The 21290-nt window shown below is 72.8% G+C and carries 23 protein-coding genes and 1 riboswitch; of the genes, 15 read left to right on the top strand and 8 right to left on the bottom strand.

All coding sequences use genetic code 11. From position 1 onward, the window contains the following. Positions 1–38: 38 nt before the first annotated feature. Positions 39–803 (bottom strand): maleylpyruvate isomerase family mycothiol-dependent enzyme, encoded by a 765-nt coding sequence (locus ACFCY7_RS22955; protein ID WP_376487830.1) that lies wholly within the window; start codon positions 801–803, stop codon positions 39–41. Between the two features lie 180 nt (positions 804–983). Between ACFCY7_RS22955 and ACFCY7_RS22960 the strand changes: the two genes are divergently transcribed. Continuing rightward, entirely contained in the window at positions 984–1547 is a 564-nt protein-coding gene (locus tag ACFCY7_RS22960) for a hypothetical protein (RefSeq protein ID WP_376487832.1), read from the top strand. Between the two features lie 6 nt (positions 1548–1553). Here ACFCY7_RS22960 and ACFCY7_RS22965 read toward each other — a convergent pair whose 3' ends face one another. The 3 genes from ACFCY7_RS22965 to ACFCY7_RS22975 all read right to left on the bottom strand — a co-directional run bounded on the left by ACFCY7_RS22965 (position 1554) and on the right by ACFCY7_RS22975 (position 3202). After that, the gene (locus ACFCY7_RS22965) at positions 1554–2162 is read right to left on the bottom strand and encodes a GNAT family N-acetyltransferase (protein ID WP_376487833.1); all 609 of its coding nucleotides are present in this window, start codon (positions 2160–2162) and stop codon (positions 1554–1556) included. Between the two features lie 93 nt (positions 2163–2255). Next, on the bottom strand, positions 2256–2834 hold the full coding sequence (locus tag ACFCY7_RS22970; RefSeq protein ID WP_376487835.1) for a hypothetical protein: 579 nt from the start codon (positions 2832–2834) through the stop codon (positions 2256–2258). Then, positions 2831–3202 carry a PadR family transcriptional regulator gene (locus ACFCY7_RS22975; protein WP_376487837.1) on the bottom strand — a complete coding sequence of 124 codons (372 nt, stop codon included), beginning with the start codon at positions 3200–3202 and terminating at the stop codon, positions 2831–2833. The genes ACFCY7_RS22970 and ACFCY7_RS22975 overlap by 4 nt, the downstream gene beginning before the upstream one ends. A gap of 63 nt (positions 3203–3265) precedes the next feature. Between ACFCY7_RS22975 and ACFCY7_RS22980 the strand changes: the two genes are divergently transcribed. Further along, on the top strand, positions 3266–4003 hold the full coding sequence (locus ACFCY7_RS22980; RefSeq protein WP_376487839.1) for a DUF2625 domain-containing protein: 738 nt from the start codon (positions 3266–3268) through the stop codon (positions 4001–4003). A 23-nt stretch (positions 4004–4026) separates the two neighbouring features. On the opposite strand, the gene ACFCY7_RS22985 is transcribed toward ACFCY7_RS22980, so the two are convergent. After that, positions 4027–4929 (bottom strand): hypothetical protein, encoded by a 903-nt coding sequence (locus ACFCY7_RS22985; RefSeq protein ID WP_376487841.1) that lies wholly within the window; start codon positions 4927–4929, stop codon positions 4027–4029. Between the two features lie 4 nt (positions 4930–4933). Beyond that, positions 4934–5305 (bottom strand): peptidase inhibitor family I36 protein, encoded by a 372-nt coding sequence (locus ACFCY7_RS22990; protein WP_376487843.1) that lies wholly within the window; start codon positions 5303–5305, stop codon positions 4934–4936. A gap of 248 nt (positions 5306–5553) precedes the next feature. Here ACFCY7_RS22990 and ACFCY7_RS22995 point away from each other — a divergent pair, with 248 nt between their 5' ends. Next, positions 5554–6567 carry a helix-turn-helix domain-containing protein gene (locus ACFCY7_RS22995; protein WP_376487845.1) on the top strand — a complete coding sequence of 338 codons (1014 nt, stop codon included), beginning with the start codon at positions 5554–5556 and terminating at the stop codon, positions 6565–6567. A gap of 107 nt (positions 6568–6674) precedes the next feature. Next, the gene (locus ACFCY7_RS23000; protein WP_376487847.1) at positions 6675–7211 is read left to right on the top strand and encodes a GNAT family N-acetyltransferase; all 537 of its coding nucleotides are present in this window, start codon (positions 6675–6677) and stop codon (positions 7209–7211) included. Here the strand turns inward: ACFCY7_RS23000 and ACFCY7_RS23005 are convergent. Next, the gene (locus ACFCY7_RS23005) at positions 7208–9529 is read right to left on the bottom strand and encodes a YfhO family protein (protein ID WP_376487849.1); all 2322 of its coding nucleotides are present in this window, start codon (positions 9527–9529) and stop codon (positions 7208–7210) included. The genes ACFCY7_RS23000 and ACFCY7_RS23005 overlap by 4 nt on opposite strands. Before the next feature lie 126 nt (positions 9530–9655). On the opposite strand from ACFCY7_RS23005, the gene ACFCY7_RS23010 reads away from it, so the two are divergent. The 4 genes from ACFCY7_RS23010 to ACFCY7_RS23025 all read left to right on the top strand — a co-directional run bounded on the left by ACFCY7_RS23010 (position 9656) and on the right by ACFCY7_RS23025 (position 12571). Then, positions 9656–10639, top strand: a complete 984-nt coding sequence (locus ACFCY7_RS23010; protein WP_376487850.1) for a glycosyltransferase family 2 protein — start codon at positions 9656–9658, stop codon at positions 10637–10639. Between the two features lie 81 nt (positions 10640–10720). Next, positions 10721–11365, top strand: coding sequence for a SurA N-terminal domain-containing protein (locus ACFCY7_RS23015; RefSeq protein WP_376487852.1), 645 nt, complete (start codon positions 10721–10723; stop codon positions 11363–11365). 19 nt (positions 11366–11384) lie between these two features. Further along, entirely contained in the window at positions 11385–12344 is a 960-nt protein-coding gene (locus ACFCY7_RS23020) for a nucleoside triphosphate pyrophosphohydrolase (protein ID WP_376487854.1), read from the top strand. A 53-nt stretch (positions 12345–12397) separates the two neighbouring features. Next, positions 12398–12571 (top strand): hypothetical protein, encoded by a 174-nt coding sequence (locus ACFCY7_RS23025; RefSeq protein WP_376487856.1) that lies wholly within the window; start codon positions 12398–12400, stop codon positions 12569–12571. A 118-nt stretch (positions 12572–12689) separates the two neighbouring features. On the opposite strand, the gene ACFCY7_RS23030 is transcribed toward ACFCY7_RS23025, so the two are convergent. Further along, positions 12690–13901: a globin domain-containing protein gene (locus ACFCY7_RS23030; protein ID WP_376487858.1), complete on the bottom strand. Its 1212-nt coding sequence runs from the start codon at positions 13899–13901 to the stop codon at positions 12690–12692. A gap of 88 nt (positions 13902–13989) precedes the next feature. Here ACFCY7_RS23030 and ACFCY7_RS23035 point away from each other — a divergent pair, with 88 nt between their 5' ends. From ACFCY7_RS23035 to ACFCY7_RS23065, 7 genes are all read left to right on the top strand, one after another. Next, positions 13990–15249: a cytochrome P450 gene (locus tag ACFCY7_RS23035; protein WP_376487860.1), complete on the top strand. Its 1260-nt coding sequence runs from the start codon at positions 13990–13992 to the stop codon at positions 15247–15249. Between the two features lie 118 nt (positions 15250–15367). Beyond that, positions 15368–16402, top strand: coding sequence for a transglycosylase family protein (locus ACFCY7_RS23040; RefSeq protein WP_376487862.1), 1035 nt, complete (start codon positions 15368–15370; stop codon positions 16400–16402). Between the two features lie 258 nt (positions 16403–16660). After that, positions 16661–16834: riboswitch (cyclic di-AMP (ydaO/yuaA leader) on the top strand. 3 nt (positions 16835–16837) lie between these two features. Further along, positions 16838–17542, top strand: coding sequence for a transglycosylase family protein (locus tag ACFCY7_RS23045; RefSeq protein WP_376487864.1), 705 nt, complete (start codon positions 16838–16840; stop codon positions 17540–17542). Positions 17543–17829: 287 nt separating this feature from the next. Then, a complete protein-coding gene (gene eno, locus ACFCY7_RS23050; RefSeq protein WP_376487866.1) occupies positions 17830–19116 on the top strand; it encodes a phosphopyruvate hydratase in 1287 nt (428 codons plus the stop codon). 139 nt (positions 19117–19255) lie between these two features. Further along, on the top strand, positions 19256–19726 hold the full coding sequence (locus tag ACFCY7_RS23055; protein ID WP_367825809.1) for a septum formation initiator family protein: 471 nt from the start codon (positions 19256–19258) through the stop codon (positions 19724–19726). Between the two features lie 29 nt (positions 19727–19755). Continuing rightward, entirely contained in the window at positions 19756–20301 is a 546-nt protein-coding gene (locus tag ACFCY7_RS23060; RefSeq protein WP_376487868.1) for a DUF501 domain-containing protein, read from the top strand. Beyond that, positions 20298–21212 carry an exopolyphosphatase gene (locus ACFCY7_RS23065; protein ID WP_376487870.1) on the top strand — a complete coding sequence of 305 codons (915 nt, stop codon included), beginning with the start codon at positions 20298–20300 and terminating at the stop codon, positions 21210–21212. The genes ACFCY7_RS23060 and ACFCY7_RS23065 overlap by 4 nt, the downstream gene beginning before the upstream one ends. The last annotated feature ends 78 nt before the right edge of the window (positions 21213–21290 follow it).

Raw genomic sequence — 21290 nt, forward strand, 5'->3', positions numbered from 1 at the left:
GTGCCGGGCACGCCCGGCACGCCTACTGCCGGGCGGTCTCAGCCCCAGTCCTGCAGCTGCTGGAGCAGGTCGGCGTCGCCCTCGATCCGCAGCGAGCCGGCCGGGATGCGCATGTACATGAGCAGGGCCATCTCGCTCGCCGTGCCGTAGATGGCGGCGGTGGGCTTGCTCTCGGCGGCCTCCGCCGCGGTGAGGCGGGTGAAGCGGGAACCGGCGGCGTCCACCGTCTGGCGCCAGGAGCCGGCCTCGGCTGCGTGGTAGTCCATGGTGGAGGGCTCGCCCGGCCACGGGACCGTGCCGGTGCAGACGGTGGCGAGGAACTCCTCGATGGCGTCGCCCGCCTCGGTCGTCGGCAGCTCCTGCGGGGTGCCGGAGGCCAGCTGGGCGTCGTAGGTGTGGATCAGCGACTCCGGGACGCGGCGGCGGGCCACGGCGGCCACCGTGTGCGGCGAGGCCAGCGGCTCCCACCAGGCCCAGCAGCCCCGGTCCGGGCCGGCCTCGCGCAGAGCGGCAAGCAGCTGCTCCGTCGAGTCGGCCAGCCAGGCTATGAGGGCCTCGCGCTCCCTGGGCGCCGCCAGCCCGTCCTTGCTCGGCCGCTCGTCGCCCGGCGCGGTGTTCAGCACGATGTAGGCCCAGAAGCGGTCCCCCTCGCTGAGGTGGTTCGCCAGGTCGTACAGCGTCCAGCCCGGGCAGGACGGGACGTCGGCGTCGAGGCTGGGGGCCGCGGCGACGGCGGCGCGGAAGGCGGCGGACCGCTCGTCAATCATCCGCAGCAGGGTGGGGAAGTAATGATGATCAGTCACGCAGACCTTGTATCACCCGGAACGGGACTCTCGCATTCGATTAAGACCGCCCGGCACGCCTACTGCCGGGCGCTCTGAAACGGAGGAGCGGGCGGGTGGGGGGCGTGGCAGGGTCGAGGGATGTCCAATGACGTCGCGTATCCGGTGTTCCGTAGTGCCGACCGTGGGGAAGCCCTGCGGGTGGCAAGGCAGTTGGTGGGGTTCGGCCAGGAGTCGTTCAGCGAGGTGAGCGTGGAGGTCGAGGCGCACACCGTGGACGAGTTGAAGCGGCTGGGAGGGGAACTGCCGGAGGCGTGGGTGATGTGCTGGGACGACCGGAGGGCGCCGGACGTGCCGCCGCCGGGGCTGCCGGACCTGACGCATCCGATCCGCGGCCGGGAGCTGCCGGAGGATCTGGGGGGCGCGGAGGCGTATCTGCCGCTGACCTTTTCGATCGACGAGGAGCCCGTCGGCAGCCTTGAGGACGGCTTCGTGGCGGCGGTCGGCGCGTCGCCGGGTGCGGTCAACTGGAGTGACCTGGAGTGGCCGGAGGTGCCGGAGCGGGAGTTCTGCGGGGAGTTCAAGCACGCCGAGGTCACGCTCGTCCTCAACAACGACTCGCGTGAACTCGACGTGCCCGCCGACACGCACCTGGTCCTCGTGCACGTCCGCCGCCGCAACGGCGACGGTTACGAGGAGGAGCGGGTCCAGTGGCTGGCCGAGCAGTTCGGCCACGGGGTCATCGGCCCGCCGCAGCACGTGTGAAGGGCGTCAGGCCGACCTCGGGTCGCGCTTCATGGCCCACAGGGTCGGGCCGCCGCCCGGCAGGGCGAACTCGTCGCGGACGGTGAAGCCGAAGTGCTCGTAGACCGGGAGGTTGTCGGGCTTGGAGGACTCCAGGTACACGGGCATGCCCGCCGCGTCGGCCTTGGCGAGGCCGGAGCGGAGGAGGGCGGAGCCGTGGCCCCGGCCGCGGGTGGCGGGGTCGGCGCCGATGACGGCGAGGTACCAGTGGGGTTCGGTGGGCCCGTGTTCGGCGGCGGCCATGACGGCCTCGCGGAAGACGGGGGCGCGGTCGCCGAGGATGGCCACGAGCTCCTGGATGGTCTCCGCGTCGGGGACGGCCTTGTCCGCGCCTTCGGGCGAGACCCAGAACGCGGCGGCGGACTCGGTGCGTTCGCAGACGCCGTGGAGCCCGTACTGCCGGGTGAAGAGGGTGGTGAAGTAGCGGCCGAGGTCCGTCTCGCGGGCGGCGGCGTCGGGGAAGAACCACTGCATCATCGGGTCGTCGCCGAAGGCGGAGGCCAGGGTGCGGCCGACCATGAGGGCGTCGTCGATCGTGGCCGTCTTCGGTGCGTTGCTGAGGGGCATACGGGTCATTCTGCACCCGAGATGATCTTGGTCGGGGTGGGGGGGTGACCCTCGCGTCCCCCCGCACCCCCGTGTCCCCGCGCACCCCGCTCCTGGCCCCCGTCAGGCGGCCTTGGGCCGGGCGCGGAGGAGGCGTACGGCCGCCGTGGCCGGGAGGGCGATGCCCACGGCGAGGAGGACGAGCAGTTCCGTCGGTCCGACGCGGGCGGCCAGGAGGAAGGCGCCGAGGGTGACCACGACCGGGGTCGCGAGGGCGAGGCAGGTCGCGAGGGTCTTGGTGCGCTGGTCCCAGGCGGCGGACGTCCACAGCAGGACGAGGCCCACGACGAGGGCGGCCAGACCGGCGAAGCCGGAGACGAGGGTGGCGACGCCGCTGACGCCGAGCAGGACGGCGGTGGTGACGGTCCGCGACCGGGGCTGCGCCTCGGCGGCGGGGGCTGGGGGCGCCGCGGCGGTCTCGGGCTCCTCCGCGCGGGCGGCGGCCACGATGGCGGAGGGGGTGCCGAGCCGTTCGACGGCGGCGCGGACGGCGGCCGGGTCCTGCTCGTCGCCGACGGCCACGGCGAGGTGCTCGCGGAGGTCGGCGAGGAGCTCCGCGCGGCGGCCGGCGGGGAGGAACGACGCCTCGCGCTCGATCGTGGCGAGGTAGTCCGTGACGAGGGGGTGCTCGGTGCCGGTCATGCGGTGCCTCCGTGGGGTGCGGTCAGGAAGTGGTCGACGCCGTCGCGGAAGCGCGGCCAGCTCTCGGCGAACTCGGCGAGCGCGGTCCTGCCGGGCGTGGTGAGGGTGTAGTAGCGGCGGGCGGGGCCGGTGGCCGACTCGCGCAGCTCGGTGTCGACGAGTCCGTCGCGTCGGAGCCGGGACAGCAGGGGGTAGATCGTTCCCTGGCTGGTGGTCATGACGCTGACGGCGGCCAGTTCGTCGAGGATCTCGACTCCGTAGCGCGGGCCGTCGCGCAGCAGGGCGAGGACGCAGTACTCCAGCACGCCCTTGCGCAGCTGGCTGGCGACCTTTCCGGTCGCCTCTGATCTTGCTTCGCCAGGAACCATGTAATGCAAGATACCCCCGACGGTGCCGCCGATCAACGGCGCACCGCGTGCGACGATGCCCGGGTGCGAGAACTGCGTGGACTGGACGAACTGACCGGGGTCGACGAGCCGGCGTGGCCGCTGCTCGAAGCGGAGCTGCGGGAGGCGAAGGTGCCCGTCGAGGTCCTGGACGCCGACCCCGGGCGCGCGGCCGCCACACTCCTGCAGACGCAGGTCACCGTCCGCTCCTACCTGGGGGCGTTCGTGTTCCGCACGGGCGGCCTGCTCGTCGACGACGGCTGGCTGCGCGTGTACGGCAGCCCGGCCGTCCACAACGACCGGCGCCTGCCCGGCCTCGCGCGGGTCAACGGCTACCCCGCCGAACCCGACGCCGCCTGGCGGCCCGCCGGCGCACTCGTCGTCGCGCACGACGTCCTCGGCGGGACCTTCGCCATCCAGGGAGGCACCGAGGAGGAGACCGGACTGCCCGGCCGCCCCGGCGAGATGGTCTACTTCGCCCCCGACTCGCTCCGCTGGGACGCGGTCGGCGCCGGCTACGGGGCCTGGCTGTCGTGGCTGCTGGACGGCGGCACCGAGGAGTTCTACGAGGGCCTCCGCTGGCCCGGCTGGCGGGACGAGGTGCCCGGCCTGACCGGCGGGGAAGGGCTCACCCTCTACCCGCCGCTGTGGTCCGCCGAGGCCCACCAGGACCTGGCCGGGACCAGCCGCGCGGTCGTCCCCCTGGCGGAACTGCTCGGTTTCGCCAAGGAGACGAGCCTCCGCCTGGACGGAGCCGACCCGGGCTTCCTGGGAGACCTGTAGGGGCGGGGCCTTTCGGGCAGGACCTAGTGGGCGGTCGCCGTCGTGAGGGCCTTGTCCCGCATGGTCCTGAGGGCGGCGAGTTCGTCGGCGTAGCCCGCGCCGAGGGTCTTCTCGGCGTCGGCCTGGGCGGCCGAGACGACGGCGGCGAGGCCGGTCGAGGCCTGGCAGTCCGCGTCGGCCCGGGACAGCTTCAGTTCGACGCCGGCGACGGCGTGCACCTTGGCCCGGTCCCGGCCGGCCTGCCGGAGCTGCCGGTCGACCGCGGTCCTGGGGTCGCCGAAGGCCTTCGCCGTCGCTCCCGCGTCCTTCATGCAGGCGCTCCAGGACTCCTGCGCGGCGAGGTACCTGCGGTCGGTCCCGACCTTCTCGACGACCGCGTCGCCCAGCACCTGGAAGGTGTTGTGGAGCTTGTAGTAGTCCGCCCCGAAGAGGCGGGACTTGGCGTCGGAGACGCAGGAGTCCGCCTGGTAGAAGAACTCGCGCCCCATCGGCATCCTCAGGGTCACGCGGTGGGCGGGGGTGCCGAGCAGGGCCTCCTTCCAGCGGGTGTCCGCGGCCTCGGCGGCGTTGGCGTCCGCCGGCGGGCGCATCGAGAGCGCGGTGCTCGTGATGCCGTAGCCGTCGTTCACCGCCTGCGCGACGCCGAGCAGCCCGTACGGGTTGGCGTCGGCGAGGTGGTTCCCGGTGGCCAGGGGCTGCGGGCGGTACGTGAAGCCGCGCCGCTTCATGCAGGCGGCGACGAGGTCCTCCTCCGCCGCGTGCAGGGCGGTGAGCTGCGGCCCGGGGTAGTGGGTGACGCCCTGGAAGGGGCGGGGTGCGGGGAGCGGCGCGGGGCCGGGTGCGGCGGTGCCGCCGGACGTCGAGCATCCGGCGGCACCGAGACCCAGAAGCAGCGCCACGGCTGCGGTGCGTCTCCTGGAGTTCATCGATCTAGTACAGGCACCACTTGTTGGAGCCGATGGTGGCGAGGTTGTCGCCGATGTCGGTCCAGCCGGTGCCCCGGTCCAGGTGCCACGGCGTGCCCTGGTAGCCCGTTTCCTTCCACAGCGTCACGTTGCAGCTGTTGCCGTTGTTGAAGGCGGAGCCGTGCAGGGCGGTCTTGAAGTTCGCGTACCCGGTGAGGTCGTAGTTGTTCTGGTAGACCGTCTGCACGCTGCCCTGGTAGTTGGTGTTCCAGTACACGCACAGGCCACCGCTGGCACAGCCCGCCGGGGCGGCGTTCGCGGCCGGCGCGACGACCGCCGCGCCGAGGGCAACTCCTGCCGCCAGGCCGAGGGCCGCGAGGGATCGCTTGAAGTTCACGAGATGCTCTCCGTTTCTCATGGACCGGGTTTCCGGTACGGCACGACGCTGCCAGTGGTGCTCAACGAACGGCCAAGGGGGCATCAACATCCGTTCAACGCAAGGCTGTTGAAGCGCATGTCCGGGGTGCTGAGGGAGATCGACCGGGGATCCGCCGGGACGCCACGCCGATCGCGAAACCCGGCGACAAACACGTTCGCGCCGCTGCATTCTGGCCGCCGGCAGGAAGATCGACGGGGGAGTACGCGATGTGGTCAGTGGTCTCGGCAGGGGAGTTGCCGGCGAAGGAACGTTTCGACTGGTTCGCCGACCTGGTCACGCGCGAGGTGATGCCCACCGCGCTCACCGCCGAGCGGCCCGCCGACTTCCAGGCCGAGGCCGCCGTGCTGGACCTGGAGGCCGTCCGCGTCGCACGGTTCTCCTTCTCGCCCCTGCGGTCACGCCGTACGCCCGCGCTCATCCGGCGCGGCGATCCCGAGCAGTACCAGCTGGGGCTGATCAGGAGGGGGGCCACCGTCCTGTCCCAGCACCGCAACGACTGCAGCGTCGGAGTGGGCGACCTGGTCTTCTGGGACACCTCGCGGCCCTCCTTCGCGGCCATGCCCGACGACGCGGGGCCCGTGCAACTGACCATGCTGCAACTCCCGCGCACGATCCTGCCGTTGAGGTCCCAGCGGATCGACCGGCTGCTCGGCAGCAGGATCTCCGGAGGGCACGGACTCGGGGCGGTCCTCGTCTCGTTCCTCGACTCCCTGGACGGCCACGCGGGACAGTGCCGGCCCGACGACCTGCCGCGGCTCGGCTCCGTCGTCGTCGACCTCGTCGCCGCCTGCCTCGCCCAGAACCTCGACGACGAGGACCAGCTCCCCGCCGAGGCGCGGGCGCGGACCCTGATCCAGCGGATCCACACCTTCGTCGACGCCCACCTCGGCGACCCCGACCTCACCCCGGCCGCCGTCGCCGCCGTCCACCACGTCTCCGTGCGCTCCCTCCACCAGCTCTTCCGGACGTACGGCGACGGGGAGACCGTCCAGGCCCGCATCCGGCGCCGCCGCCTGGAGCGGTGCCGCGACGACCTCGCCCGCCCCGAACTCCTCGGGCGGCCCGTGCAGGCCATCGCCGCGCGCTGGGGCTTCAGCGGCCCCGCCGTCTTCAGTCGCGCCTTCCGCGCGTCGTACGGCATCAGCCCCACCGAGTTCCGCGCGCTGATCGTCAAGGACGCCCGCGCCGGACGCAAAACCGGCCCCACCTCGCCGTCCTAGGCTCGGAGCCGTTCGGCCGGCCACCGGAAGGCCAGGCCGCGGGACCACCGGGGAGGAGGGGCCACAATGACCAGAGACATCGACCAAGGGACCTGGGACGCCGACGCGTGAACACGGAAACCGAACAGGACGGCACCGCGGCCCTCGCGGCCGCGACCGTACGCACGGAGCGCCTCGACCTCGTGCCGCTCGCCGTCGCGCACGCCGCCGAGATGGCCGAGGTCCTCGCCGACCCCGCCCTCCACTCCTTCACCGGCGGCGCCCCGCTCACCGAGCGCGACCTCCGCGCCCGCTACGAGCGCCTGACCGCCGGGTCCCCCGACCCGGCGGTCCTCTGGTGCAACTGGGTCGTCCGCCTGCGCGCCTCCGGCCGCCTCGCCGGCACCGTCCAGGCGACGGTCACCGACGGTGGCCGCACCGCCGAGGTCGCCTGGGTCACCGGCACCCCCTGGCAGGGCCGCGGCATCGCCCGCGAAGCCGCCGAAGCCCTCGTCGCCCTGCTCCTGGACCACGGCGCCCGCACCGTCGTCGCCCACGTCCACCCCGACCACACCGCCTCCGCCGCCGTGGCCCGCGCGGCCGGCCTCGCCCCGACGGACGAGGAACAGGACGGCGAGGTCCGCTGGGAGCTGCGGACCCCCTAGAGGGTGTCCGGAAGGCGGCGCCGCGCCCGGGCCACCCCGGGCGCCACGACCACGACCAGGAGCAGCAGCGCCGCCGTCGCCCCCGCCCCCAGGCCCGCTCGGAGGCCCGGGGGGCGGAAGGAGCAGGAGAGTTCGGTGCGGTCGGGGCGGAGGGGGACGGCGAGGAGGCCGCCGTAGGAGAGCGGTTCCGCGTCCGCGCAGTGCCAGCCCGCGATGCGGGGGGCCGCGACGACGGCCGTGCCGCCGCCCGGCGGGAGGGTGGCCCGTACGCCGTCCGGGGTGACGCGGATCGAGGTGGCCGCGCGGGCGCGCAGGGCCGTCACCGCCGAGCGGAGGCGGTCGCGGTCCAGGCAGCCGAGTTCGCCGGGGCCGGGGAGCACCGGCCGGAGGCCGGGAACCCGCTGGACGCCCAGGGAGGTCATGGCCGCGCGGCGTTTCGGGCCGCCGCCGAGGAGGTGGACCGGGGGGTGGTCGCCGAGGCGGGCGGTGCCGGTGGCCTCGGGGGCCCAGAGGAAGACCTCGGTGCCGACGCGGCACGCGCCCGCGTGGGGAGGCTCGTACACGCGGGAGCCGAGGAGGAGTTCCTGGTTGCGGAAGGGGGAGGGGCCGTAGGCCGGGGGCGGGCCCGGGGGGCGGACCGTGACGAGGGGGAGGTGGGCGTCCGTGCGGGCGACGGCGCCGTCGCGCCAGCGGGCGCCGACGCCGAAGAGGGCGTCCGTCACCGGGTTGTCGAGGCTGAGGAGGTTGCGGCCGCGGGAGGTCCAGCCGCCGCCGAGGGCGGCCAGGGTCCCGGTCAGGACGGCGGGGGTGTGGCTGCTGTAGTAGGCGGCGCCCTGGCCGCCGAGGAGGAGCGGGTCGTTCCCGGCGACGCGGGGGAGGCCGGAGTCCGTGCGGGAGGCGGGCCAGTCGTCGGCCGCGGCCAGGGCGGCCGCGCGCCGGGCGTGCTCCGGGCCCCACGGCGGGTAGTCGTCGAGCCGGGCGAGGCGTTCGCGGTCCGCGTACGCCGTCGTCGCGGCGGCCTGGCCGAGCAGGGTCCCGGTGACGAGGAGCGCGGCGAGCAGTCCGTACCGGCCGCGGCGGGGGAGGAGGAGCGCGCCCGCGACCGCGGCGAGGCCCGCGCCCGCAAGGAGCAGGGACCAGGAGGTGAGGAGGGGGCTCGGCAGGGCTCCGGCCGCGAGGACGAGGACGATCGCGGACCCGCCGAGCAGCGACCGGCGGTCGGGGAGGCCGCGGGCGAGGCCCGTCCACGCGGCGAGGACGAGGACGCCGGACAGGACGAAGGTCTGGCGGTACGGGCTGCCGTTCGGGGTGGCGAAGACGTGCCAGACGAGATGCGTCGGGCCCCACTGCATCGACATCGCGACCGCCGCGCACAGGCCTCCCCACAGCCACCGCTCGCGGCCCGGCGCGTCCCGGCGGAAGAGCAGCGCCCCCGCGAGCAGCGGCACCGCCGTGCAGACGAAGGCCGCCGGGGTCGCGAAGCCGTACGTCACCGGGAGCAGCCGGGCCAGCACGTCCGTGCCGTCCGCGGCGGCGAAGTCCCGTACGACACCCGGGTAGGCGTGCCGGGAGCCCAGGAAGACGGGGACGAGGACGGGTGCGGCGAGCCCGATCCCGAGTCCGGTCGTGAGCGCGGCCCGGCCGAGGGTCCGTGCGCGGAAGGAGTCGGTCGCCGCGAGGCGGACGAGGAGCACGAGGCCCGCGCCCAGGGTCGCCATGTACGCCGTGTAGAAGTTCGCCAGCCAGCAGACGGCCACCACGAGCGGCCCGAGGAGCGGCCGCCGCCCTTCCCGCGCCCATTCGCCCACGAGGCAGAGCAGCGGGAAGGCGATCAGGCCGTCCAGCCACATCGGGTTGTACGTGCCCTCCGCGAGCGACCAGCCGCACAGGGCGTACGAGGCGCCCAGGACGGCGGCCCACCACCCCGCGCTGTCCGGTCCGAGGCGGCGCAGCAGGAACGTCATCGCGGCCGCCGCGAGCGCCGTCTTCAGGACGGTGACCGCGTACACGGCGTACTCGATGTCGGCGCGCGGGAAGAGCGCCACGAGCGGGGCGAGGGGGCTCGACAGGTAGGTGCCGTAGTCGGGGAGGAAGCTCGTGCCCCAGCCCGCCTGCCAGTCGAGGAGGAGTCCGCCGTCCGCCCGGCCGTGCAGGAGGTCCCAGAGCCGGGCGTGGAACGGGACGAACTGGTTGGCGAGGTCGTTCACGGCCCGGTGGCGCGGGCCGAAGGGGAAGACCCGGGCGACGGCGTCGCCGCCGCAGACGGCGACGGCGGCGAGGAGGGCGGCGAGCGTGCAGGAGCGCGTGGTGTTCGGCATGGCGGTTCGAATATGTCAGCGTCCCGGGGGGAAGGGCCGGAGTCGGAGGGCCAGTTCACGCGATGGTCGTCTGCGCGCCACGCACGCGGACCGGCCGGGACACCGCGCTCCGTTGTCGTGGGTCGCGTGCTGCTCTCGATCGTCGTCCCGTGCTTCAACGAGGAGGACGTCCTCGCCCGCTTCCATGACCGCGTCACGGCCGAACTCGCCAGAATAGATGGCGAGTTCGAGATCGTGTACGTGGACGACGGAAGCCGGGACGGGACCCTCCCGCTCCTCAGGGAGCTCGCGGCGGGCGACCCGCGCCGGGTCCGCTACGCCTCCTTCAGTCGCAACTTCGGCAAGGAGGCCGCGATGCTGGCGGGTCTCCGGCACGCGGCCGGCGACGCCGTCGTGATCATGGACGCGGACCTCCAGCACCCGCCCGAGCTGGTGCACCGCATGCTCGCGCTGCACGCGGAGGGGTACGACCAGGTCGTCGCCCGCCGCACCCGTGACGGCGACCGCGTCACCCGGACCCTGACGGCCCGCCTCTACTACCGGGCGATCAACCGGCTCGTCGACGTCGAGCTGGTGGACGGCGTCGGCGACTTCCGGCTGCTCTCCCGCCGCACCGTCGACGCGGTCCTCGACCTCGGCGAGTACAACCGCTTCTCCAAGGGGCTGTTCTCCTGGGTCGGCTTCCGCACCACGACCTTCTCGTACGAGAACGCCGTCCGGGAGCAGGGCCGCTCCAAGTGGTCCTTCGGCAAGCTCCTCAACTACGGCCTCGACGGCCTCCTTTCCTTCAACAACAAGCCCCTGCGGGCCGCCGTCCACCTCGGGCTGCTGCTCCTCGTCGTCGCCCTCGGCTACGCGGCCTGGATCGTCGCCGACGCCCTCGCCCACGGCGTCGACACCCCCGGCTACGTCACCCTGCTCGTCGCCGTCACCGCCCTCGCCGGCGTCCAGATGGTCATGGTCGGACTGATCGGCGAATACGTCGGCCGCATCTACTACGAGGTGAAGCGGAGGCCGCACTACCTGCTGCAGGAGACGAGCGGTGGTCCGGAACCGGCCGACACCCGGGTGACGGGTGAGTCGTTGTGGGAAACAGTCGCACCGAAGTAGTGGCTCCGGCCCCGGCGACTCCCTACCATCGATCACCGCAAGGTCGTTCAACGTGACGCACGACCAGCCCGGGAGGCTCCTTTGCACCGCCGCACTGCGCTCACCGTCTCCGCCGCGCTCCTCGCCGCGGCCCCACTGCTCACCGCCTGCGGCAGTGACGCCCACCCAGGAGCGGCGGCCGTCGTCGGCGGCGAACGGATCGAGGTCTCCAGCCTCCAGGCACAGGTGAAGGACGTGCGCGCCGCGCAGGCCTCCTCCGCCCAGTCCGCCGAGCTGCTCAAGGCCACCGGTGACCTCGGCCGGCAGAAGCTCAACTCCATGATCATCTACCGGATCGTGGAGAAGGTCGCCCGGGACAACGGCGTCACCGCCAGCCGGGCCGAGATCCAGCAGACCCGCACCGCCTACACCCGCGAGAACGGCGGACAGGAGCGGTTCGAGGCCATCCTGCTCCAGCAGCGGGGCGTGGCGCCCGACCAGATCGACGACTTCATCCGCCACGAGGTCCTCATGCTCAAGACCGCCGACAAGCTCGGCTTCACCGAGAGCCCCGAGGGCCAGAAGAAGCGGACCGACGTCTACTCCGCCGCCTCCAAGGCGCTCGCCATCGACGTGAACCCGCGCTACGGCGCCTGGGACTCGGAACGGGGCGGACTGACCGCCGCCACCACCCCCTGGCTCCGCAGGGTCAGCCAGGACCCGGCCTCCGTCCCGGCCGGTGCCTGAACCCGGGTAGGTTCGAGGGGTGACTTCTGAGAGCCCCGGCCGCATCGTCCTGCTGACCGCCAGCCACCGCGTGGCGCCCGGAATCCTTTCCTGGCCCGCCTGGCAGGCGCTGCACGGTGCCGACCGGGTGCTCTGCCCCGACGAGGACCACCCCCAGCTGCCGTACCTGCGGGAGGCCGGCGTCGCCGTCGAGCACGTCCGGCCGACCGCCGAGGAGCTCGTGGCGGCCTGCGCCGGCGGCCGGACGGTCCTGCTGCTGCCCTCCGGCGAGGGCGACCGCGCGCTGACCGACGGCCTCGCCCGGCTCGCCGGCTCCGGCCGGTACGCGATGCCCGACCTGGAGCTGCTGCCCGGCTCGTACGACCTGCCCGGCGCCCGCCTCCTCGACCTCGTGCAGATCATGGACCGCATCCGGCGCGCCTGCCCGTGGTCCTCGCAGCAGACCCACAAGGGACTCGCCAAGTACGGCATCGAGGAGGCGTACGAACTCGTCGAGGCGATCGAGGACGGCGACCGGGACGCACTCCGCGAGGAGCTCGGGGACGTCCTCCTCCAGGTCGTCTTCCACGCCCGGATCGCCGAGGAGGACCCGGAGGAGCCGTTCTCCGTGGACGACGTGGCCGCGACGCTCGTCGAGAAGCTGATCCACCGCCACCCGCACGTCTTCGGGGACGAGACCGCCGAGACCCCCGAGGAGGTCAAGGCGCACTGGCTGCGCACCAAGGCGATCGAGAAGCAGCGCGAGTCCGTCACCGACGGCGTCCCGCTCGGCCAGCCGGGCCTCGCGCTGGCCGCGAAGCTGGCGAGCCGGGTACGGACCGCCGGTCTCGACGTGGAGCTCCCGGCGGGCGAGGGCATCGGGTACGACCTGCTCGCCCTCGCGGCCGGGGCCGAGGCGTCCGGGGTGGACCCGGAGGCCGCGCTGCGGGCGGCGGCCCGCACGTACCGCGAGGCGATCCGGGCGGCGGAGGGGCTGTGAGCGGGGCGGCGCCGCAGCGGAGGCGGAAGCCGTCCTTCGCCGAGGCGCCGGGCGTGACGGCTCTGATGGCGCTGTTCTTCGGCTGGGAGGCGGCGAGCGGCGGGACCCCGGGGTGGCTGCGCGTCGTCTTCGCGCTGCTCGCGCTGGGGGCGGCCACGGAACTGGCGCGGTTCGCCGTGTGGCGCTCGCGCACGCGCGCCGGGAGCGGGGAAGCGGACCGGGGCTGACGGCCGGCCCGCAGCGGCCCGGCCGCGGGGTCGGTCCCCGGCGCGGGGGTTCGCGGGCGGTCCGTGGTCGGTCCCCAGCGCGGGGTCTCGCGGGCTCGGTCCGGGGTCGGTCCCCGGTTCAGTGGTCGCGCGGGGCCCGGGCGTCCGGGTTGTGCCAGAGGGGCGCCGGCGGGCCGAGGAGGCGCTCGGCGGCGGTGCCGGGGCGGGTGGTGAAGCGGCCCACGGGCGGCAGGGTGTCGTGGTGGGTGCGCGCCGGGTCGGTGCCGAGTTCCTCCAGGACCTCGGAGACCTCGGTCACGAAGGCGGGCGGGCCGGCGAGGTAGACGTCGTGGGCCGACCAGTGGACGCAGGCCCGCAGGGCCTGGAGCAGCCGCTCGGTCGCCTGGTCGCGGCGCTGGCGGGGCGCGGCCGTGATGTAGGTGACGCTCAGCGCGGGGAGGCGCTCCTTCAGGAGCTCGGCCTCCGCACGCGCGTAGAGGTACTCCTTGGCGCGGGCCACGACGAACAGCCGCCCTTCGAGTGCCGGCTCGTCCGCGGCGGCCTCCTCCAGGAGGGCCTTCACCGGCGCCCAGCCCGTACCCGCGCATATATAGGTGCGCAGTCCGCCCGGCGCCGTCCGGGCGGTGAGGCCGCCGGCGGGGGCGCTGAGCCGCAGGACCTCGCCCGGGCCGGTCTCCTCGACGAGCGCGGTGCTCATCGCCCCGCCGGTGATGCGGCTGACGTGCAGGTCGACGGTGCCGTCGGGGCGGGGCGCGTTGGCGAGGGAGTAGGTGCGCCAGACGCGGGGGACGCGCAGCGAGCTGACGCTGACGTACTGGCCGGGGAGGTACGGGAGGGGCCGGCGCGGGCGGAGGGTGAGGACGGCCAGGTCGTCGCCGTACCGCTCGTGGCGGACGACGTCCGCGTCCCACCAGGACGGCTCGCCGGCCGCGGCGGCCTCGTCGGCGCCGGCCAGCATGAGGTCGGAGACCAGGCCGTAGGCCTCGGTCCACGCCTTCTCGGCCTCCAGGGTCCAGGCGGAACCGGCCGCGTGCGCGAAGGCGGCGAGCAGGCTGCCGCCGACGGCGGCGTACAGCGCGGGGGAGGCGAGGAACTTGCGGTGGTCGCGGCCCAGCTGCCCGAGGTAGGGGCCGAGGCCGGGGTCCTCCAGGTGCGTCACCACGTGGGTGAGCGCGGCGAAGAGCCGGTCGCGCTGCGGGAGCATGTCCTCGGGAAACAGCTCGCGCACACCCGGGTTGTTCCAGAACAGGTGCGAGTAGAAGAAGGTGACGGCTTGTTCGGCGCGTCTCTCGACGACGGCGAACGTAGCTCTGAGCAGCTGGGGGTCCACCGACAAGAATCTAGGGCACGACCTGTACCCCTTGATCACAGGTTCTCCACGAACGTGCCTTCCCGGGGTCGCCCTGTACGGTCGTGGCGTGCGTACGACTCCCGGCCCCGCCCCCGCCCCCGAGCTCTTCACCTGGGAGTTCGCGAGCGATCCCTACCCCGCCTACGCCTGGCTGCGCGAGCACGCGCCCGTGCACCGGACGACGCTGCCCAGTGGGGTCGAGGCCTGGCTCGTGACCCGGTACGCCGACGCCCGGCAGGCGCTGGCGGACCAGCGGCTCTCCAAGAACCCGGCGCACCACGACGAGTCCCCGCACGCGAAGGGGAAGACGGGCATCCCGGGCGAGCGCAAGGCCGAGCTGATGACCCACCTGCTCAACATCGACCCGCCGGACCACACCCGGCTGCGGCGGCTGGTGTCGAAGGCCTTCACCCCGCGCCGGGTCGCCGAGTTCGCGCCGCGGGTGCAGGAGCTGACCGACCGGCTCATCGACTCGTTCGCGGAGCGGGGGAGCGCCGACCTCATCCACGAGTTCGCCTTCCCGCTGCCCATCTACGCGATCTGCGACCTGCTCGGCGTGCCGCCGGAGGACCAGGACGACTTCCGGGACTGGGCCGGGATGATGATCCGGCACGGCGGGGGGCCGCGCGGCGGGGTCGCGCGGTCGGTCAAGAAGATGCGCGGCTATCTCGCGGAGCTGATCCACCGCAAGCGCGAGGAGTCCGGCGAGGACCTCATCTCGGGGCTCATCAAGGCCTCCGACCACGGCGAGCACCTCACCGAGAACGAGGCCGCCGCCATGGCCTTCATCATTCTCTTCGCCGGTTTCGAGACGACCGTGAACCTCATCGGCAACGGGGTCTACCAGCTGCTTCGCCACCCCGGGCAGCGCGAGGGACTCCAGGCCTCGCTCGCGGCCGGGGAGCAGGGGCTCCTGGAGACGGGCGTCGAGGAACTGCTGCGGTTCGACGGGCCGGTGGAGATGGCGACCTGGCGGTACGCGACGCGGGCGCTGACCATCGGCGGGCAGGAGATCCCGGCGGGGGACCCGGTGCTCGTGGTGCTCGCCGCCGCGAACCGGGACCCGGCGCGGTTCGCGGGGCCGGACGTGCTGGACCTCACCCGGCGGGACAACCAGCACCTCGGGTACGGGCACGGCATCCACTACTGCCTGGGTGCGCCGCTCGCGCGTCTGGAGGGCCAGACCGCGCTGGCGACCCTGCTGACTCGCCTGCCGGACCTGCGACTTGCCGTCGACCCGGACGAACTGCGCTGGCGCGGAGGGCTCATCATGCGGGGTTTGCGCACGCTTCCGGTGGAATTCTCCCCTTCCGTACCCCCGCAGTGAACTGACGGTTCATCAGAACTGTGATCTTCGCGTGATCGCCGGTCCACCGACTTGTGACGAGCGTTCGAATACGGCTACCTTCACCGCAGTCTTCAGCCGTCACGCGAAAGGCGCTTCTATGCGTTCCGGGAACGGACGACACCGTCGCCCCCGTCAGGCCCCCGCCCTCGTCGTCGCCGCCGGTGTGACCGGATCCGCCATGGCGCTGCCGCTGCTCGCCACGGGATCCGCCTCCGCCGCCGACGCCTCCACCTGGGACCGGGTCGCCGAGTGCGAGTCCGGCGGCCAGTGGAGCGCCAACTTCGGCAACGGCATGTACGGCGGCCTCCAGTTCACTCAGGACAGCTGGGAGCGCAACGGCGGTCTGGCGTACGCGCCCAGCCCCGACCTGGCCAGCCGCGCCCAGCAGATCGCCGTGGCCGAGAAGGCTCTTGCCAAGGGCAGCACCGAGTGGGCCACCTGCGCGCCGATCGCCGGCCTGACGAACGACGGCAAGGGCACCGGGGTGGACCCGGGCCCGACCTCCGTCCCGAAGGCGCCCACGGGGCCGGTCGCCGAGTCGAACCGGACCGACGGCCTGCCGTCGGCCTCCGCCACGGCCGCCGGGAAGGCGAAGACGGCCACGGCCGTCCCGTCGCCCGTCGCGCCCACCACGCCGGGGACCCCGGACTCCTCGGTCACCCCGGGCGGGTCCGTCACCCCCGCGCCGACGACTCCGGGCACGCCCGATGAGTCCGTTACGCCCGGTACGCCCGTTTCCCCCGGCGAGGTGGGGGATGACGCGTCGTCGGACGCGCCGGGATCCGGTAAGCACCGGGGCGAGGCTGCCGCGGAGGAAACCGACAAGCCGGGCAAGTCCGGTGAATCCGGAAAGCATGCGTCGTCCACGGACAAGTCCGCCGAAAACTCCACCGCGACGCCGTCGGCTGGCGGTGTGAAGAATTCGGGCGCAACGGACAGTCAGGGCACTTCGGGCGCGTACACCGTGCAGCCCGGCGACAGCCTTTCCGACATCGCGCAGTCGAACGAACTGCCCGGAGGCTGGACGGCCCTCTACGACGCCAACCGCCAGACGGTGGGCGCCGATCCGGACCTGATCCTGCCTGGTCAGAGCCTTGAACTGACGAAGGATCCGGTTTCGGCGGAGGGGTAGTTCGGGGCTGTATGTCCGGATCTGGGCAAGTGAGACATGGGTCTCTTCGCCTCAACTGGCGTGTCCTGTCCGTAACCTTTGCCTCCGTCACCTCTCACCTGCACAAACGCCCCCCACCGGAGGGCAAGTAAGGGCGATATTTCCGCAATCGGCCTCTTTGAACTTCCGGTGGGTCTGTGTCTACGGTCTTAACCGCTCGCCACCGCGGGCCCCGTCGACCGAAACGCCGAATCCTGCCGTCGGCCGATGGGAACAGTCGTCGCGTCAGCGCCGAAGGCAGGAGTGGGGGACCCAAGGTAAGTGCCGGTCCCGGCCGTTGAGACAGACGGCCGAAGACCGGCTTGGGGTGAAGCCGCGTGCTAGGACACGCGGCCGGGCAACTTTCCGGCCCGAACCCGACAGCTCACCTCACAGGCGTCGGTGAGGAGAATCTCCATGCTGTTTTCCGGCAAGGGCAAACACCGTCGTCCCTCCAAGGCCACCCAGGTCGCCACGCTCGTCGGCGTCACCGGTGTCGCCGTCGCCGCCCCGCTGATGACCGCGGGCACCGCGTCGGCCGCCACGGCCTCCGAGTGGGACCGCGTCGCCCAGTGCGAGTCCGGCGGCAACTGGTCCATCAACACCGGCAACGGCTACTACGGCGGCCTGCAGTTCTCGGCCTCCACCTGGGCCGCGTACGGCGGCACCGCCTACGCCCCGACCGCCAACCAGGCCTCGAAGTCCCAGCAGATCGCCATCGGCGAGAAGGTCCTCGCGGGCCAGGGCAAGGGCGCGTGGCCGAGCTGCGGCGTGGGCCTCTCCAGCGCCGCGTACACCGGTGGCACCACCGAGGCCCCCAAGCGCACGGCCACCGAGCCCACCACGCGCAGCGAGCAGCGCCAGGCCCCGAAGAAGGCCGCGGCCGTCAAGAAGGTCACCTCGGCCAAGAAGGCCACGGCCCGCAAGACCGTCACCACCCCGGCCGGCAAGACGGTCAAGAAGGGTGACGGCGAGTACCGGGTCGAGGCCGGCGACACGCTCGGCACCATCGCCCAGGAGCACGGCGTCCAGGGCGGCTGGGAGAAGCTCTACGACCTGAACAAGGACGTCGTCGCCGACGCCGACCTCATCTACGTGGGCCAGCAGCTCCACCTGCAGTGAGCCTGACGACCCTCCCGCGGTGACCACCCCGGTCCGGCGCGCCTCCCCCCCCCGTGCGCGCCGGGCCGGGGTTCCGTCTGTCGGACCCCCGACGTGGGACCCCTGAGCAGTTACTGTCCAGTAGATCTGGGGCCCTTCGTCCCCATGTGCATGCCCTTGGGTCCTTTTTCGTCCCAGGGTGCGGGCGCCCGGCGGGCCGGAGCCCCCGGGGCGGTTAGGCTCTTGTCGCAAGGCCAAGCGACCTGCATCGACCTTGCGTCACATCCAGCGTCACATCCCAGAAGGAGATGCTCGTGCCGTCCATCGACGTCGTCGTAGCCCGGGAAATCCTGGACTCCCGAGGCAACCCCACGGTCGAGGTCGAGGTCGGCCTCGACGACGGCAGCACCGGCCGTGCTGCTGTTCCGTCCGGCGCCTCCACCGGTGCGTTCGAGGCCATCGAGCTTCGCGACGGTGACCCCAACCGCTACCTGGGCAAGGGTGTCGAGAAGGCCGTCCTCGCCGTCATCGAGCAGATCGGCCCGGAGCTCGTCGGCTACGACGCCACCGAGCAGCGACTGATCGACCAGGCCATGTTCGACCTGGACGCCACCGAGAACAAGGGCTCGCTCGGCGCCAACGCCATCCTCGGCGTCTCGCTCGCCGTGGCGCACGCCGCCTCCGAGGCCAGCGACCTCCCGCTGTTCCGCTACCTCGGCGGCCCGAACGCGCACCTGCTGCCCGTTCCGATGATGAACATCCTCAACGGTGGGTCGCACGCCGACTCCAACGTCGACATCCAGGAGTTCATGATCGCCCCGATCGGCGCGGAGTCCTTCTCCGAGGCCCTTCGCTGGGGTGCCGAGATCTACCACACGCTCAAGAGCGTGCTGAAGCGCAAGGGCCTCTCCACCGGCCTCGGCGACGAGGGCGGCTTCGCCCCGAACCTCGAGTCGAACCGCGCCGCCCTCGACCTCATCGTCGAGGCCATCAAGGAGGCCGGCTACACCCCGGGCTCCGACGTCGCGCTCGCGCTCGACGTCGCCGCGTCCGAGTTCTACAAGGACGGCAAGTACGAGTTCGAGGGCAAGTCCCGCTCGGCCGCCGAGATGACCGAGTACTACGAGGAGCTCGTCGCCGCGTACCCGATGGTCTCCATCGAGGACCCGCTGTTCGAGGACGACTGGGCGGGCTGGAAGGTCCTCACCGACAAGCTGGGCACCAAGGTCCAGATCGTCGGCGACGACCTCTTCGTCACCAACCCGGAGCGCCTCGCCCGCGGCATCGAGGAGGGCACCGCGAACGCCCTCCTGGTCAAGGTCAACCAGATCGGCTCCCTGACCGAGACCCTCGACGCCGTCGAGCTGGCCCAGCGCAACGGCTTCAAGTGCATGATGTCCCACCGCTCCGGCGAGACCGAGGACGTCACCATCGCCGACCTCGCGGTCGCCGTGAACTGCGGTCAGATCAAGACCGGCGCCCCGGCCCGCTCGGACCGCGTCGCCAAGTACAACCAGCTGCTGCGCATCGAGGAGATCCTCGACGACGCCGCGGTCTACGCCGGCCGCAGCGCCTTCCCGCGCTTCAAGGGCTGAGCTTCTCCGCAAGGCGGCTGCCGCACTTTGCATCCGGAGAATTGAACAGGGAGCAAAGGCGTAGCGAAGCGAAGCGTCCCCGTACTCGGTCCCGTACCGTGTGCGGGGACGTCCGCGTGAACAGGGGAGGCGACACGACATGGCCGCGAAGGACCGGGACCGGTTCTCGACCGCGACCCGGATCAGGCTGCTCGGCGAGCAGACCGCCGCCCGTGTCTACCGCTCCCAGACCCGCCGTCAGGCCCGCCGCTCCCGGCTCACCGGCCGCGCGGCCTTCCTCGCCCTCGTCGTCTGCTCCCTCGTCGTCGCGCTCGCCTACCCGATGCGGAGCTACGTCTCCCAGCAGGGCGAGATCGCCGAGCAGGAGCGCAAGGCCGCCGAGGCCGCGCGTCGGGTCGAGGAACTCAGGGACGAGAAGGCCCGGCTCCAGGACCCGGCCTACGTCCGCCGCCTCGCCCGCGAGCACCTGCACTACGTGCTGCCCGGCGAGACCGGCTTCACCGTGAACGACCCCGACGCGGAGCAGCGTCCCCGCGCCGACCAGGGGGCGGCCGAACGCCCCTGGTACGACAACCTCTGGGACGGCGTCGACCACGCCGACCGTCCCTGACCCCTCCTCCGCGACACAGCAAGGCAGACATGGAAACGCCCCCTCCGCAGACCGACCGCACCGAGCCCACCGAGCGGGACATCGCCGCCTTCGAGTTGCAGCTCGGCCGGCCGCCCCGCGGCCTGCGCGCCATCGCGCACCGCTGCCCGTGCGGCAACCCGGACGTCGTCGAGACCGCGCCCCGGCTCCCCGACGGCACCCCGTTCCCGACGACGTACTACCTGACCTGCCCCCGGGCGGCCTCGGCCATCGGCACGCTGGAGGCCAACGGGGTCATGAAGGAGATGCAGGCCCGGCTCGCCACCGACCCGGAGCTCGCCGCCGCCTACCGGGCCGCGCACGAGGACTACATCGCCCGCCGTGACGCCATCGACGTCCTGGAGGGCTTCCCGAGCGCCGGCGGCATGCCGGACCGGGTCAAGTGCCTGCACGTCCTCGTCGGCCACTCGCTGGCCGCCGGACCCGGCGTGAACCCCTTCGGCGACGAGGCCCTCGCGATGCTGCCGGAGTGGTGGGCCAAGGGTGCCTGCGTGACCCCGTGCGCCGACGAGGACGACAAGGAGTCGGCGGAATGACCCGGGTCGCCGGAATCGACTGCGGTACGAACTCCATCCGCCTGCTCGTCGCCGACGTCGACCCGGAGACGGGCGACCTCGTCGAGCTGGACCGGCGGATGAAGATCGTCCGGCTCGGCCAGGGCGTCGACAAGACGGGCCGGCTCGCCCCGGAGGCCCTGGAGCGCACCTTCGCCGCCTGCCGCGAGTACGCCGAGGTCATCAAGGGGCTGGGGGCCGAGCGGCTCCGCTTCGTCGCCACCTCCGCCTCGCGCGACGCCGAGAACCGCCAGGAGTTCGTGGACGGGGTCGTGGGGATCCTGGGCGTCGAGCCCGAGGTGATCACCGGCGACCAGGAGGCCGCGTTCTCCTTCACCGGCGCCACCGGCGAGCTGCACGGCTCGGAGAAGTACCTCGTCTTCGACCTCGGGGGCGGCTCCACCGAGTTCGTCATCGGCAACAAGTCGGTCGAGGCCGCCCGCTCGGTCGACATCGGCTGCGTCCGGCTCACCGAGCGGCACGTCCGCCACGACCCGCCGACCGCCGAGGAGGTCGACGCGATCCGCGCCGACGTGCGGGCCGCGCTCGACCTGGCCGCCGAGACCGTGCCGATCGACACCGCCGAGACCCTCGTCGGGCTCGCCGGCACGGTCACCACGGTCGCCGGGATCGTGCACGGGCACACCGAGTACGACTCGGCGAAGATCCACCACGCCCGGATCTCCGCCGAGCAGATCGCCGAGGTGACCGAGCGGCTCCTCGCCTCCACCCACGACGAGCGGGCCGCGATCCCCGTCATGCACCCCGGCCGGGTCGACGTGATCATCGCCGGGACGCTCGTCCTGCGGGAGATCGTCGAGCGCGTCGGCGCCCGCGAGGTCGTCGTCAGCGAGCACGACATCCTCGATGGGATCGCCCTATCCGTGGCATAGCGGGCACCTATCGAGCCTCCCGGCGACATCCCGTCGGGAAAGTTCGTGAAGTTCTTCACAAGGAAAAGGGTCCTGGTG

It is taken from the genome of Streptomyces sp. NPDC056361 (assembly GCF_042262805.1).
Classification (GTDB): domain Bacteria; phylum Actinomycetota; class Actinomycetes; order Streptomycetales; family Streptomycetaceae; genus Streptomyces.

What these genes read in the sequence shown, in the direction of transcription:
- ACFCY7_RS22965 (WP_376487833.1), bottom strand. Translation starts at nt 2,162, where the DNA reads ATGACCCGTATGCCCCTCAGCAACGCACCGAAGACGGCCACGATCGAC.
- ACFCY7_RS22970 (WP_376487835.1), bottom strand. Translation starts at nt 2,834, where the DNA reads ATGACCGGCACCGAGCACCCCCTCGTCACGGACTACCTCGCCACGATC.
- ACFCY7_RS22975 (WP_376487837.1), bottom strand. Translation starts at nt 3,202, where the DNA reads ATGGTTCCTGGCGAAGCAAGATCAGAGGCGACCGGAAAGGTCGCCAGC.
- ACFCY7_RS22985 (WP_376487841.1), bottom strand. Translation starts at nt 4,929, where the DNA reads ATGAACTCCAGGAGACGCACCGCAGCCGTGGCGCTGCTTCTGGGTCTC.
- ACFCY7_RS22995 (WP_376487845.1), top strand. Translation starts at nt 5,554, where the DNA reads ATGTGGTCAGTGGTCTCGGCAGGGGAGTTGCCGGCGAAGGAACGTTTC.
- ACFCY7_RS23005 (WP_376487849.1), bottom strand. Translation starts at nt 9,529, where the DNA reads ATGCCGAACACCACGCGCTCCTGCACGCTCGCCGCCCTCCTCGCCGCC.
- ACFCY7_RS23040 (WP_376487862.1), top strand. Translation starts at nt 15,368, where the DNA reads ATGCGTTCCGGGAACGGACGACACCGTCGCCCCCGTCAGGCCCCCGCC.
- ACFCY7_RS23045 (WP_376487864.1), top strand. Translation starts at nt 16,838, where the DNA reads ATGCTGTTTTCCGGCAAGGGCAAACACCGTCGTCCCTCCAAGGCCACC.
- eno (WP_376487866.1), top strand. Translation starts at nt 17,830, where the DNA reads ATGCTCGTGCCGTCCATCGACGTCGTCGTAGCCCGGGAAATCCTGGAC.
- ACFCY7_RS23055 (WP_367825809.1), top strand. Translation starts at nt 19,256, where the DNA reads ATGGCCGCGAAGGACCGGGACCGGTTCTCGACCGCGACCCGGATCAGG.
- ACFCY7_RS23060 (WP_376487868.1), top strand. Translation starts at nt 19,756, where the DNA reads ATGGAAACGCCCCCTCCGCAGACCGACCGCACCGAGCCCACCGAGCGG.
- ACFCY7_RS23065 (WP_376487870.1), top strand. Translation starts at nt 20,298, where the DNA reads ATGACCCGGGTCGCCGGAATCGACTGCGGTACGAACTCCATCCGCCTG.